This is a genomic window from Varunaivibrio sulfuroxidans, from assembly GCF_029318635.1.
GTDB lineage: Bacteria > Pseudomonadota > Alphaproteobacteria > Rhodospirillales > Magnetovibrionaceae > Varunaivibrio > Varunaivibrio sulfuroxidans.
On the sequence record NZ_CP119676.1, the window covers coordinates 2,541,120 to 2,554,086 of the forward strand.

11 protein-coding genes are annotated in these 12,967 nt (G+C 59.3%); 6 read left to right on the forward strand and 5 right to left on the reverse strand.

What is annotated here, in order from left to right; all coding sequences use genetic code 11:
- Window positions 1–22: 22 nt before the first annotated feature.
- From P3M64_RS11910 to P3M64_RS11920, 3 genes are all read right to left on the reverse strand, one after another.
- Complete coding sequence (locus P3M64_RS11910; protein ID WP_132938500.1) at window positions 23–598, reverse strand: NapC/NirT family cytochrome c; 576 nt, start codon at window positions 596–598, stop codon at window positions 23–25.
- A gap of 116 nt (window positions 599–714) precedes the next feature.
- The gene (locus tag P3M64_RS11915; protein WP_132938499.1) at window positions 715–1,422 is read right to left on the reverse strand and encodes a c-type cytochrome; all 708 of its coding nucleotides are present in this window, start codon (window positions 1,420–1,422) and stop codon (window positions 715–717) included.
- Window positions 1,423–2,127: 705 nt separating this feature from the next.
- Window positions 2,128–3,144, reverse strand: coding sequence for an FxLYD domain-containing protein (locus P3M64_RS11920; RefSeq protein ID WP_165886259.1), 1,017 nt, complete (start codon window positions 3,142–3,144; stop codon window positions 2,128–2,130).
- A 232-nt stretch (window positions 3,145–3,376) separates the two neighbouring features.
- Between P3M64_RS11920 and ftsE the strand changes: the two genes are divergently transcribed.
- From ftsE to htpX, 6 genes are all read left to right on the forward strand, one after another.
- On the forward strand, window positions 3,377–4,087 hold the full coding sequence (gene ftsE / locus P3M64_RS11925) for a cell division ATP-binding protein FtsE (protein WP_132938497.1): 711 nt from the start codon (window positions 3,377–3,379) through the stop codon (window positions 4,085–4,087).
- A 1-nt stretch (window position 4,088) separates the two neighbouring features.
- Window positions 4,089–4,967, forward strand: coding sequence for a cell division protein FtsX (locus tag P3M64_RS11930; RefSeq protein ID WP_132938496.1), 879 nt, complete (start codon window positions 4,089–4,091; stop codon window positions 4,965–4,967).
- Window positions 4,968–4,980: 13 nt separating this feature from the next.
- Window positions 4,981–5,619: a YdcF family protein gene (locus tag P3M64_RS11935; RefSeq protein WP_132938495.1), complete on the forward strand. Its 639-nt coding sequence runs from the start codon at window positions 4,981–4,983 to the stop codon at window positions 5,617–5,619.
- 8 nt (window positions 5,620–5,627) lie between these two features.
- A complete protein-coding gene (locus P3M64_RS11940; protein WP_132938494.1) occupies window positions 5,628–6,371 on the forward strand; it encodes a lysophospholipid acyltransferase family protein in 744 nt (247 codons plus the stop codon).
- A gap of 298 nt (window positions 6,372–6,669) precedes the next feature.
- Entirely contained in the window at window positions 6,670–10,158 is a 3,489-nt protein-coding gene (locus P3M64_RS11945) for an LAGLIDADG family homing endonuclease (protein ID WP_132938493.1), read from the forward strand.
- 182 nt (window positions 10,159–10,340) lie between these two features.
- On the forward strand, window positions 10,341–11,348 hold the full coding sequence (gene htpX / locus P3M64_RS11950) for a zinc metalloprotease HtpX (protein ID WP_132938492.1): 1,008 nt from the start codon (window positions 10,341–10,343) through the stop codon (window positions 11,346–11,348).
- A 283-nt stretch (window positions 11,349–11,631) separates the two neighbouring features.
- On the opposite strand, the gene P3M64_RS11955 is transcribed toward htpX, so the two are convergent.
- Both P3M64_RS11955 and P3M64_RS11960 read right to left on the reverse strand, forming a co-directional pair.
- Window positions 11,632–12,222 carry a copper chaperone PCu(A)C gene (locus P3M64_RS11955; RefSeq protein WP_165886258.1) on the reverse strand — a complete coding sequence of 197 codons (591 nt, stop codon included), beginning with the start codon at window positions 12,220–12,222 and terminating at the stop codon, window positions 11,632–11,634.
- Between the two features lie 115 nt (window positions 12,223–12,337).
- Window positions 12,338–12,838, reverse strand: a complete 501-nt coding sequence (locus tag P3M64_RS11960; RefSeq protein ID WP_132938490.1) for a hypothetical protein — start codon at window positions 12,836–12,838, stop codon at window positions 12,338–12,340.
- Between the last annotated feature and the right edge of the window lie 129 nt (window positions 12,839–12,967).

A 12,967-nucleotide genomic window follows, 5' to 3' on the forward strand; every position in this document is an offset into this window, starting at 1 on the left:
TAAAGTCGTCGAAAACTCGGCGTTAACCCTGGTCGTCCTTGTATCCCTTGGGTAAGTGGTGCGCGATGCCCTTATGGCAGTCGATGCATGTTTTACCCTCTTTCATCGCCGCCTCCATTTTTCGCGCCGCGCGGCGATTTTGTTTGTGAAAATCCATGCTTTTAAAGCTGTGGCAACTGCGGCACGCGCGCGAATCGTTGGACTTCATGGTCGCCCAGACGATTTTCGCCAGTTCGAGGCGTTTGGCTTCGAATTTTTGCGGCGTGTCGATGGTGCCCGTAAGCTTGTGAAAGACCTCGTTTGAGGCTTCGATTTTACGGATAACCTTCGGCCACCATTGTTTGGGAACGTGGCAATCCGAACATTTGGCGCGCACGCCGGCGGCGTTTTTATAGTGGGGCGATTTTTTGTACTCTGGATAGACGGTCTGGCTCATTTCGTGGCACGAAACGCAAAATCCGATGGTGTTGGTTTGTTCCATCAGGGTGTCGAAACCGCCGAGTGCGAACGCGCCGCCAACACCGCCGATAACGAGGATCAATCCCCATCCATAGCGCGACGTGGGCGAAAAAAACCATTTCCACAAACGTGAAAACATGTCGGGGTATCCTTTTGATCATGGTGTTAGGCAAAGCGTGACCGGCCCTAGAGCGCGCTCCACCCCGACTCTCCATAGTCATGAAGGGAGAGGGTGGGTCACGCATCGTCGGGTGGTTATCTTTTGTTCGGAAGGGTTTGAGCGTAGCTCAGAATATCGGCGGAAAGCTGCGGTCCGAAAGCCCTGAGCGCGGGCATGACCTCGCCGGGTTCGCCGTTCATGATCTTATGCAGGGCTTCCCATGGGCTTTCATTGGTGATCGCGCCCATGACGCTGTCCCAATCCTTGGGCTTCTTTCCATCGAGGCCATGACACTTGGCGCAAATCGTATTGTAGTAAATCACGCCGTTTTCCTTGTTTCCCTTGGCCTTGCCACTGGCGCGGTCGATATATTTATCGACGTCGAACTGCCCCTTGGTGATGAAATTGGCGAGGTCGGTAAGGTCCTGCTGCGAAAACTCGTCGGCCATGGCGTGTTTTTTACCCTTGAGCACGGCGATGACCTTGGCGGGGTCGGCGTCCTTCAGCTTGGTTAGACCGGGCATGCCGTTGTCGCCTTTAAGGTCCCAGCCATGACACGATGCACAGCGCCATGTGTTGGCGCCCTTTTCTTGCGTGTTGGCGGTTGGCCATAGGGGGTGGTTTTCTTTCGGTTTTCCCGCCTTAAGTACGGTATACCAATTGTCGTACAGCATGCCGCCACGGGCGATCGAGGAGACGACCTCCTTAGCCGTCGCCGTTCCCGGGAGAGTTGCCGCGCCAAGGACGCCGACAAAACCGGCGATGATCCATAGCGACAGCAAATAAAAATATTTTTTAATCATAATTTAGGCTCCTCGTCTTTTGCCGTCCCTCCCCTTAATGTTTGTAAACACTTTTCTCCACCACCAGCGTGCGAAAAAGCGCGCTTGACGGCGTTCCCTGCTGTTTCACGCCCATGTTTGTCGTGGGCTGTCGTTATGATTTCCGTGTCTTCGGCGTCTATGGGTATGCGCCGCGCACACGCGTCTTTACGGCGGAAGACCCAACCCTTCTGGGATGGCGCGCCGATGTCGATGGTGTGGCGCGCCTATGCAAAAACGCGCCGGAGGACGCGCCCCCTGCGCAAACGGGCCGCCCAAGCAGGCGGTCCGCTCACAACGCGGCTTTCGCCAAACGGGTTTCGTTCGGCTTCGACCAGTAGGCCATTTGGAACGATTTCCAACAACAAAATAATGTAAAATTTATTTATTGAAATACGACAAATAAAGGTAGATTATCCCGTAGGGACTTTCCGCGTTCGCGGCTCTCTTCCTGTCGTGTCATGCCCCCCCTCAAGAAAGATCAAAAGAGGGCGGGGCGTTCAAAGAGTGGGAGGGGTGAGGCTTTATCTTTCCGGACCCACCCGCTTTTTAACGGCGCACGGCCTGCCGCGCCAACGGCTCGCGGCGGACAGCGCCCTGCGATGGACCGTGGTGTGTGAGGGCGCACGCGATACGGAGCGGTGGCGTTGGATACAGGCCCAGGGACGACGGTTCCCGGGGACGGGTTCAATGCGCGGCGGGTTTGTCGGTTCCGGTGTCCTGCGCGCCCGATGATTTCCCCCCCATATCGGGGGTGTCGGTGAAGTTGACCGACATTTTGCGCGCGATCGCGGGTGGGCTCGCGATTTCAGCCTCGAAGCTGGTTTTCTCGGTCGGCGGAAGTCGTTTGTCGGCAACCTCGACATTGACGCCGACAACTTCCGTGCCGTCTACCTTGAGCAGGGATATCCGCACCGTCGGTACCGTGATCGGCATGTCGGTGACGTTTTTCACCTCGCCTTTAACCACCAGAATTTCGGCCCCGTTTCGGGTAATCTGCGATGGTTGTATGTTCTCGATCGCCAAACCTTCGCCTAGGGCCGGGCGGCCGACACCGAGCATGGCGTAGATATCCTTGGCCGGAGGGTAGAGCCGTACGATGGTCGGTCTGGCGAAGAAAATGCCGCCAATCACGGCCAACAGCAAGACCGCGACGGCGATGGCGATCCGCTTGCCCGATCCCTTTTTCTTGGCCGGGGTGTTCCGTCCGCCGGCGCGACGCGGTTTCGAGGCGAAGTCATCTTTGGCCGTGTTGAAGACTTCGGGGATCGGCTCGGGGTCGGGAAGGTCGTCGGGATCGATGGGCGCGCTTTGTTCATCGCCGCCGTCGTCGATCAAGGGTTTGACGTCGGGAACATCGTCCTCGCCGCCGAAAAGCGAATCCAAATCGTCCTGAGACAATTCTTTTTCCCCATCCGCCTTGGGCGCGCTTGCTTGCGCGGGTTCAGTTTCCTGTTCCGGCTTTGTTTCAGGTTCCGGCTCGGGCTCGGGCTCGGGTTCCGGCTCAGGCTCGGGTTCCGGCTCAGGCACCGGTTCTGGAATCGGCGCTACCGGCGCGGGCTGTTGCGGTTGCGCGGCGGGCTGCGGCGCGGCGACCTCGACGGTCTGGCGTTCGATGGTATGGATGACCGATTGCTGCCACATATGGCCGCAGCGCGCGCAACGCATCATGGTGCCGGTGGGCTGGATGCTTGCGGGGTCCACGCTATATCGTGTCCCGCAATTTGGGCAGGTGATAAACATCGGCGTCCGCATCTGTTTAAGCTTTGGATGTTTATAGGCTTTTGCCGGTGGCGACGCAAGCGGATGCGGGCATATTGGGGGCATTGAATTCGAGGGGGCGACCGTGCCATTGTAGGGCGGGACTCGCGCCCGGCGCCCGGAGGACGGAACACGACGTCGGACGCAGGGTGGCATCAGATGAAAAGTGAGAGTGATGGCGGCGCAGGAGAGTATCGTAAATTTCGAAAATGTCGGATTGCGGTACGGGCTGGGGCCGGAGGTCCTACAAGACGTTTCGTTTTCCTTGGCGCCGGGGTCCTACCATTTCCTGGTCGGCCCCAGCGGGGCGGGAAAATCGTCTTTGCTGAAACTGATGTATCTTGCCCTCAAACCGTCACGGGGATTGATTACGATGTTCGGGCGCGACATCGCCACGACGGCGCGTGACGACTTGACGTTGTTGCGCCGGCGTGTCGGCGTCGTGTTTCAGGATTATCGCCTGCTCGAACACCTGTCGGCCTTCGATAATGTGGCGCTTCCCCTGAGGGTCGCCGGCGTGCGCGAAGACGATGTGCGCAAGCATGTCGGCGAGATTTTGGCCTGGGTCGGTCTGCAAGATCACATGCAGGCCCGCCCGCCGACCCTTTCCGGTGGCCAGAAACAGCGGGTGTCGATTGCGCGCGCGGTGATTTCGCGACCCGATCTTCTCCTCGCCGACGAGCCGACCGGAAACGTGGACGATATGATGGGGTTGCGTCTCATGCATCTGTTCGAGGAAATGAATAAACTGGGGACGACGATCGTCGTCGCCACGCACAACGAATCCCTGGTGGACCGTTTGGCCCATCCCGTCATGCGCTTGCAAAGCGGTGACGTCGATATCATTCCCGGCGATCATCCATCCCGCACGCAAGGGGTCGCCTGAAATGTTTCAAGGACGCAGCGACCTTCCCCTCGATCGTGACGCCTTAAGCCGATTTCTGCCGTGGCTGATCGCCTTCATGGTGTTTTTGGCGGCCCTGGCCCTGGCGGGGATGTTGGCCTTAAGCACGATGACCGCGCGCTGGAACGCCAATATGAACGCGACGTTGACGGTGCAGATACCGCCCGGCGCGGATGACGCCGCCACCTTGCGGCGTACCGAGCAGGCGCTGCGTCTGATTCGCCAACAACCTGGAATCGTCCAGGCTCATGAAATTCCCGAACGCGACGTCCTGACGCTTTTAAAACCCTGGTTGGGCGCGGCGGTGGTCGGCGATCTCCCGTTGCCGGTGTTGATCGATGTTACTTTGGACCGCCAGGGGAACTTCAATGGCGACGTCTTGACGCGGCGTTTGACGATCGCGGTGCCCGGTGCGGTCGTCGATGACCATCGGATATGGTTGGACCGTTTGATACGTTTGGTCGGTTCGGTAAAAATCCTGGCCTGGGTCGTGTTGGGGTTGATCGCATCGGCGACCACGGGCACCGTGATTTTCGCCACGCGGACGGGACTGTCCATCCACCAAGAAGCGATCGAGGTCTTGCATTTGACGGGGGCCCGCGATTCTTACGTTGCGAAGCAATTCGCCCGGCGCGCCATGGCGTTGGGCTTTAGGGGCGGCATGATTGGGTTGCTTCTGGCGGCGCTGACGATAGGGGGGATCGGGCGGTTGGCTTCTTCTCTTCAATCGGAAATGGTTCCCGACTTGTCGTTGGGGGTGGGGCAGTGGCTTTCGTTGGCGGCGTTGCCCGTCGCCGTCGCCGGACTTGCCATGATCACGGCGCGTCTCACGGTGATGCGTAATCTTTCGAAGATGCTTTAGGGACGATTTATTGATGGTTCGTTTTGTTCGCCGGCCTAATATTTTTCAGCGCGTTGCGAAATTCGCCTTGCGCGTCGCCGTGGTCGTCGTCGTGGCGTGGGGTGTGGGGTTTTATTTTTTCGCTCACAACCTGCCCAAGAAGGTTGACGATACGCAAACCCATACCGACGCCATCGTCGTTTTGACCGGGGGACGAGGGCGTCTGGAAAACGCCTTGGACCTTTTGTCCAAAGGATTTGCCGGCAAATTGTTCGTGTCGGGGGTGTACAGGGGTGTCGATGTCGCCAAATTGCTTGAATTGACCCAGCGCGCGCCTAAGGAACTGTCGTGCTGTATCGGCATCGGCGAGGCCGAAAACACCATCGCCAACGCCAGCGAAACCCGCGATTGGGCGATCAAGAACGGCGTGCACAGCATTCGGTTGGTAACTTCGGCGTATCATATGCCCAGGGCGCTTTTGGAATTCAACTATGCGATGGCCGGTTTTACGATCATCCCTCACCCCGTTTTCAATGAACACGTTAAATTGAAAAAATGGTGGCTTTGGCCGGGGACGGCGAGCCTTGTCGCCAGCGAGTATAATAAGTTTCTGGTGGCGTGGGTTCGGGTGACGATCCTAAGTTCCTTCGCGCGCGCGCGCGCCGTGATTTAAGGCCGGGCATGCTTTATCTGCGGTCCTTCATTTTCAATCTGGCGTTTTATGCTTTTTCGACGGCGCTTACGATTGCGATGCTTTTCGTCGTACCGTTTTCGGGGAAGAACGTCCATCTCTCGTTCGGTTTTTGGATTCGCGCCATGGCGGCGATGCTCAAGGGGATCGTCGGGCTGGACCATCAATTCCTGGGGCTGGAAAACCTGCCCGAGGGAAAGGCGATCATCGCTTGTAAGCACCAGTCGGCCTGGGAAACGGGTATTTTTTATCTCCTATCGAAATATCCCGCGTATGTTTTGAAGAAAGAGCTTCTTTCCATCCCCATTTATGGTCAGTGCCTGAAAAAAACAGAAATGATCGCGGTCGATCGCGGAGCCGGCGGGGCGGCGTTGAAAACCCTTTTACGCGGGGCGAATCGGGCGTTGAAGGATGCCCGTCAGGTCATCATTTTTCCCGAGGGCACGCGGGCGTCGCCCGATGTTCCCGGCGCCTATCACCCCGGAATTTGGGCGCTGTACAAAAGCGCCGGCATTCCGGTGATCCCGGCGGCCGTGAATTCCGGTCTTTTTTGGCCCCGGCGCAGTTTTTTAAAACGTCCGGGCCGCATCACCATGGAATTTTTGGAGCCGATCGCCCCCGGTTTGGACCGAGAGACGTTCATGAAGACCTTGCGCACCCGTATGGATGAGGCGACGGCGCGTCTTGTCGCCCAGGCCCGCGCCACCTATCCCTCGGCGCTGCCGCCGGCGTAAAATAAATTCCGTTCCGCCACCCCCAAGGAAGACCGTGTAAAGTGGGGATAACGCCGCTTTCCCCCGGCATGGGGAAGGGCGGCGGGAGGGTGGCGGAAGGACGGCGCGGCCCCGTCCTGGGGACAACTTCGTGGAAACATAACAAGAACAAAACCTTTGCCGCGGGTCACGTGCTCCTCTACACTATGGCCCCCACCCCGGAGCGGGCGCACGCGGCGCGTGCGTGGGCCGAATGTTTCCGACGAATAAAGCCCGATCGAGAGTGGGCGACGTGGAATTTCTGCAGGAGAGGACGTCGATGGCGCAAATGGCATCCATATCGCATCAAATCTGGGACATGAAATACCGACTCAAAGATGCCGACGGACACCCGGTGGACAAGGGCGTCGCCGATACCTGGCGGCGTATCGCCAAGGCCGTCGCGGCGAGCGAACGAAATCCCGGCGATTGGGAAGATCGTTTTTACCGAGCGATGGAGGATTTTCGCTTCCTTCCCGCGGGCAGAATCGTCGCCGGAGCGGGGGCCGGGCGCCAGGTGACGCTGTTCAACTGCTTCGTCATGGGCGATATTCCCGATGACATGGGCGGTATTTTCGACGCCCTGAAAGACGCCGCGCTGACCATGCAGCAGGGCGGTGGGATCGGGTACGATTTTTCCACGTTGCGTCCCAAGGGCGCGCGGGTTGGGGGCGTCGGGGCGGATGCTTCGGGACCGCTGCCGTTCATGGACGTTTGGGATTCGATGTGCCGCACGATCATGAGCGCGGGCTCTCGGCGCGGCGCGATGATGGGCGTTTTGCGCTGCGATCATCCGGACATCGAAGACTTCATCGACGCCAAGTGCGCGCCAGGGCGGATGCGGATGTTCAACCTGTCGGTCCTGGTCAGCGACGATTTCGTCCGCGCGGTCAAGGAAAACGCACCCTGGGATCTGGTCTTCGACGGCGTGGTCTATCGTACCGTTAAGGCGCGCGATTTGTGGGACAAGGTTATGCGTGCGACCTACGCCTACGCCGAACCCGGTGTGATCTTCATCGACCGCATCAACCGCGCCAACAATCTGTGGTATTGCGAAACCATCCACGCCACCAACCCGTGCGTGACGGCGGACACTTGGGTGCAGACGGATCAAGGCCCCCGCCAAGTCGCGCAACTGCACGGTGGGCCATTTCGAGCCATTGTCGATGGCCGCCCTTATGAAAGCGCGAAACAGGGATTTTTCTCGACGGGGGTGAAGAATATCTTGCGCCTGACGACGAAGGAGGGGCATGCCCTGCGCCTGACGGCGAATCATCCGGTGCGCAAGGTCGTCCGTAAGACGCGCCATACGCTGGATAGCGATTGGGTGCCCGCCGGGAATTTAGCCCCGGGCGATGAAATCGTGTTGCACGATCATCGTTCATACGGCACATGGGGTGGGCGCGGGTCCGAACAAGAAGGCTACCTTCTAGGTCTGCTGGTCGGTGACGGCGCGTTGAAGCAAGACAAGGCCGTCTTGAGCGTCTGGCTGGCGCGTTCTGTGGTGAACGGCGGGAATGGCGCGGCGGGCGCACACGGCGTCATGGACGCGGCCCTCGCGGCGGCGCTGACCCTTCCTCATCGTGCGGATTTCCGGGGATGGACGGAGGTTAAAGGCCGGGATGAGTTCCGCATGAGCCCGGGTGCGCTGAAAACCCTGGCGCATGACATGGGGATGGCGCCCGGAGCGAGAAACGTTACGCCCGAAATCGAACGCACATCGTCTGATTTTTATTGTGGATTTTTGCGTGGCTTTTTCGATGCCGACGGCTCCGTTCAGGGGGCGCAGAAAAAGGGCGTCAGCGTCAGGCTGGCGCAAAGCGATCTCGAACGGCTGCGCGCGGTTCAGCGTATGCTGCTGCGCCTGGGCGTCAATTCCACCATCTATCAAGACCGCCGTCCCGCCGGGAAACGCTCCTTGCCCGACGGTCGGGGGGGGCGGCGGGAATATGAGTGCGCGGCGAATCACGAACTCGTGATTTCCGGCGCTAATCTTGAGGGGTTTGCCGAACGGATCGGTTTTGCCGATATAGATAAAATGCTGCGCTTAAAAAGCGCGCTGTCGGGCTATAAGCGCGTCTTGAACCGGGAGCGCTTCATCGCAACCGTCGATGTGCTTGTGGCGGATGGAAGCGAAGAGGTTTTTGACGTCCAAATACCGGGCGCAAATGCGTTCGACGCCAATGGCCTGTATGTTCACAACTGTGGCGAACAGCCATTGCCGCCCTATGGGGCGTGCCTTTTAGGGTCGATCAATCTGGCGAAGATGGTCGGCGATCCGTTCACCGACGATGCCGCGTTGGATGTGGTGGCGCTGCGCGCCGTCGTCGGCGATGCGGTGCGCTTTTTGGACGATGTCATCGACGTGTCTAATTTTCCACTGCCCCAGCAACGCCACGAGGCGTTGTCGAAACGGCGGATCGGCCTCGGCGTGACCGGCCTTGCCGACGCGCTGATCTTGTGCGGCGCGCGCTACGGCTCGGCGCGGGGCGTCGCGCTGTGCGAAACCTGGTTTCGCGAGATCGAGCGGGCGGCTTATTTCGCGTCGGTCGAGATCGCCAAGGAAAAGGGCCCGTTCCCTCTTTTCGATCGGGAAAAATATCTCCGGGGTGAAAAGATCAAAGGGCTCGACGCCGATCTGCGCGCCGCGATCGCCGAGCACGGCATACGCAATTCGCACCTCACGTCGGTCGCGCCGACGGGGACCATCTCGCTGTATGCCGATAACGTCTCCAGCGGTCTGGAGCCGGTGTTCAGCTTCAAATACAGCCGTAACGTCCTGCAACCGGACGGCGCCCGCCGCGCCGAAGATGTGGTCGATTACGCCTATCGTCAATTCCACAGGATCAAGGGAGAAGATGCGCCGCTGACGGAGGCCTTCGTTGACGCCATGGACCTGAGTCCGAAAGACCATCTGGTGATGCAGGCGGCGGCGCAGCGCTTTGTTGACAGTTCGATTTCGAAAACCATCAACGTGCCCGAAGACATTCCTTTCGACAGCTTCAAGGACATCTACATGCAGGCCTTCGACGCCGGTTGCAAGGGGTGTACGACGTATCGCCCCAACACCGTCACCGGGGCGGTGCTGGAAGTCAAGAAAGAGCGCAAGAAGCCCGCCCCGGTCGAACCGGAGCTGCCTTTCGCCACGCCGGGCATGGCCACCACCAACATCCGCCCCAAGGATATCGGCGACAGCGGGGCCGTCGCCCGGCTTTTCCGACCGCTCGACCGTCCCGACGCCCTGCCGGGGGAAACCTACAAGGTGCACTGGCCGGAAAGCGACCATGCCATTTACATCACGCTGAACGATTTGATCGACGAAAACGGTCGTCGCCGCCCGTTCGAGGTGTTCATCAACTCGAAAAACATGGAACACTACGCCTGGACGGTGGCCCTGACGCGGATGATCTCCGCCGTCTTCCGTCGTGGCGGCGATGTTAGCTTCGTGGTCGAGGAACTGAAGGCCGTCTTCGATCCCCGTGGCGGGCAATGGGTCAAGGGCAAGTACGTACCCTCGTTGCTGGCGGCGATCGGCGACATCATCGAACAGCATATGATCGCCACGGGATTTTTGCACGCCTCCTGGTCGGGCGGCGGCGGGCAAAACCCGGAGCCCGAAACGCCGCCGCAAAGCGCGAACAACCCCGGCGATGTCGAGGGGAAGGGGGGGGCGCGCTTTAAGACCTGCCCCAAATGCGCCCAACCGGGCTTTATCCACCAGGAAGGTTGCGACAGCTGCCTGTCGTGCGGCTATTCGAAGTGCGGCTAGGCGCTCAATAGGTTCTGAGCCCAAAGGGGCGGCGCCGTTTTTTCCATGGAGAGGGCGTTGACGGCGCGACGACTTGAGAACACCTTAAATGCGAGGGTGTTCTCGGGGTGGCTTCGGTCGCCGAGGGCGCGCTTTTTGTCTGTATTTGTGGCTTGTCTGTATTTGTGGTGAGGAATCGGACCATGAGTTACCTGCGCACGGCGATTTTATTGGCGGGCATGACGGCCCTGTTTATCGGGGCGGGGTATCTGATCGGCGGGCAGGGAGGGATCGCCATCGCCTTGATGGCGGCTTTGGCGATGAATGTCTTCGCCTATTGGAATTCCGACAAGATGGTGCTGTCGATGTATGGCGCGCGCCAAGTCGGGGCGCACGACGCGCCGGAATTTCACGCCATCGTCGCCCGCCTCGCTCGGAACGCCGGTTTGCCGATGCCCAAGGTCTATGTCATGGACAATCCTCAGCCCAACGCCTTCGCGACCGGACGCAACCCCGAAAACGCCGCCGTCGCCGCGACCACGGGCCTGCTTTCGAGCCTAAGCGCCAATGAGATCGCCGGGGTGATGGCCCACGAATTGGCGCACGTCCGCGCCCGCGATACCTTGACCATGACCATCACGGCGACGATCGCGGGGGCGTTGTCCATGCTCGCCAACTTTGCGTTCTTTTTTGGCGGCGGCAGCCAGAACCGCAACAATCCGTTCGGGGTCGTCGGTGTAATTTTGGTCATGATTTTGGGGCCAATCGCCGCCATGGTGGTGCAGATGGCGATCTCGCGGACGCGCGAATACGAGGCCGACCGCGTCGGCGCGGAAATTAGCGGTCATCCGCTATGGTTGGCGTCGGCATTGGAAAAATTACACGGCGCAGCGCACAGGGTCGATAACCCTATCGCCGAGGATCATCCCGCGACGGCGCATCTGTTCATTGTCAACCCGCTGCATGGCGGTACGATGGATTCGCTGTTTTCCACCCACCCCAGCACCGAAAATAGGGTGCGTCGATTGCGCGAGATGAGCGGGAATTTCCCCACCGCGAAGACGTCCACGTCGCCTTGGGAGGGGAGGCGTCACGGTGGAACCGAGTACGAGAATGGCGATGAGCACGATAATGGCGATGAGTACGATAATTATGGTGGCGGGAATCATGGCGGCGGGCGACCCTCCGGGCGCACAGGGCCTTGGGGGTAAGAAGGCGAAAGGGGCGTGAGGAACCCTCTAAAGAGTGGGTGCGGCGTGGTGTTTTACCGCTTTTGGGTGCGCGGGGCCACGGCGGGGCGTTGTCCTCTTGTGTATCGCGCCCGTATTCTTCTATAGTCATTAGGGTCAGGACCTAGTCAACGGATCAGGTCGCGCCCTCAACTGTGAGAGCGCGACCCGGAGAAAGGGTGGGATTCTCTCGGTGGGGAGGAGGTACGAAGTCGTCCGGCCGAAAGAATCCCTGAACAGGTATAAAGCAAGGAGAGAGAGAGGGTTACTTCATACCGTTCATCTTTTTGGAGGCATCGTCCATTTTCTGTTTCATGCCGTCCATTTTCGAGTGTTCCATGTCTTTCGAGTGGTCCATGTCGCCCATCTTCATGTCGCCCATACCGCCCATGTCACCCATGTCGCCCATGGATTTCGGGCTAAGAACATCGACTGTGACCTTCTTTTCCCCGGCCTTTTTAAACTCCAGGGTCAAGGCGAAGTGCTGGCCTTCCTTGAGCGGCGCTTTCAATCCCATGAACATGATGTGATACCCACCGGGTTTTAAATCGGTCTCACCATGGGCCGGAACCGGGATGTTGGGCACCTGGCGCATTTTCATGATGCCGTTTTCCATTTTGTGTGTGTGCAGTTCCGTTTTTTTGGCGATATCCGACTTTGCCGCGATGACTTCGTCATCGGCGGCCGACATATTCTTGATGGTCATGAAGGCGGCTCCGGCGTGCGCCATTCCCGCCGAGGCGCGCGCCCACGGTTTCACAATCATGATGTCGTCCGCGTGAGCCGCCGTTGTAAACGCCGCGCCAAGCAAGGCGGCGCCGAGGGCGAGAGTGGAAGCATAAGCTTTAAGTGTCATAATTCTAAAGTCCCTGAAATACGAAGGTTGCTCTGACGGATCACTCCCAAGCGCGCTCATGCGAACGCGGCTTCCCTTGAGACGAGAGGATTCGTTGAAAAAAGTCGAGGGGAGGTTAGGCGCGCGACGGCGGCCCACGGGGCAGCGAGGGCGTGGCGAGCCATACGCTACGTTGATCATCGTGCATCGGCACGCTGAAGGTCATCGTGACGACCGTCGGAACGGTCAATACGACGGGCATGACGGGGCCGAGAAGATTGGCGGCGGTGGATAGCTTGCAGACGGTGCAGCTTTGGTAGCGATTGAGTTGATCCGCGAGACCGCCGTTATCGCCCGGCAAGGTCTTGTAGCCATAGGCCGAACAAACAACGAGGAGAGCGCGATTCAGGGCTTGGTAAGATTGATCGACGCCATTGGCGTCGTCGCCCCGTTCGCTCGTTGAGGGCAGCGTCAACAACGGCGCGGCGTGCACGGCGGGAATCATGACCTGCATCATCAAGGCGAACATGCCGACGGTGGCCATGATCATGCGCCGGCGCATGATCACAGCGCGCGGCGAACGTTTCGCCGCGGTGCGCGGTGATCGTCGCCCGGGTTTTCCGACGGCTTGTACCATGTGAAAAACTCACCCTCCCATTCAGAGATGAACTTTAAAGGTTGGCCACGGAAGTGCAAGATAAAAGTGCTTGTTGATGCGCGGCGATCGCATCGTCCGGGTGTGTTTTTGCCGGCGGCGAGGTCTGTT

Bases quoted from the DNA above. Each gene is read 5' to 3' on its own strand.
- P3M64_RS11915 (WP_132938499.1), bottom strand. From the start codon at position 1,422: ATGATTAAAAAATATTTTTATTTGCTGTCGCTATGGATCATCGCCGGT.
- htpX (WP_132938492.1), top strand. From the start codon at position 10,341: ATGAGTTACCTGCGCACGGCGATTTTATTGGCGGGCATGACGGCCCTG.
- P3M64_RS11935 (WP_132938495.1), top strand. From the start codon at position 4,981: ATGGTTCGTTTTGTTCGCCGGCCTAATATTTTTCAGCGCGTTGCGAAA.
- P3M64_RS11960 (WP_132938490.1), bottom strand. From the start codon at position 12,838: ATGGTACAAGCCGTCGGAAAACCCGGGCGACGATCACCGCGCACCGCG.
- P3M64_RS11945 (WP_132938493.1), top strand. From the start codon at position 6,670: ATGGCGCAAATGGCATCCATATCGCATCAAATCTGGGACATGAAATAC.
- P3M64_RS11940 (WP_132938494.1), top strand. From the start codon at position 5,628: ATGCTTTATCTGCGGTCCTTCATTTTCAATCTGGCGTTTTATGCTTTT.
- ftsE (WP_132938497.1), top strand. From the start codon at position 3,377: ATGGCGGCGCAGGAGAGTATCGTAAATTTCGAAAATGTCGGATTGCGG.
- P3M64_RS11910 (WP_132938500.1), bottom strand. From the start codon at position 598: ATGTTTTCACGTTTGTGGAAATGGTTTTTTTCGCCCACGTCGCGCTAT.
- P3M64_RS11955 (WP_165886258.1), bottom strand. From the start codon at position 12,222: ATGACACTTAAAGCTTATGCTTCCACTCTCGCCCTCGGCGCCGCCTTG.
- P3M64_RS11930 (WP_132938496.1), top strand. From the start codon at position 4,089: ATGTTTCAAGGACGCAGCGACCTTCCCCTCGATCGTGACGCCTTAAGC.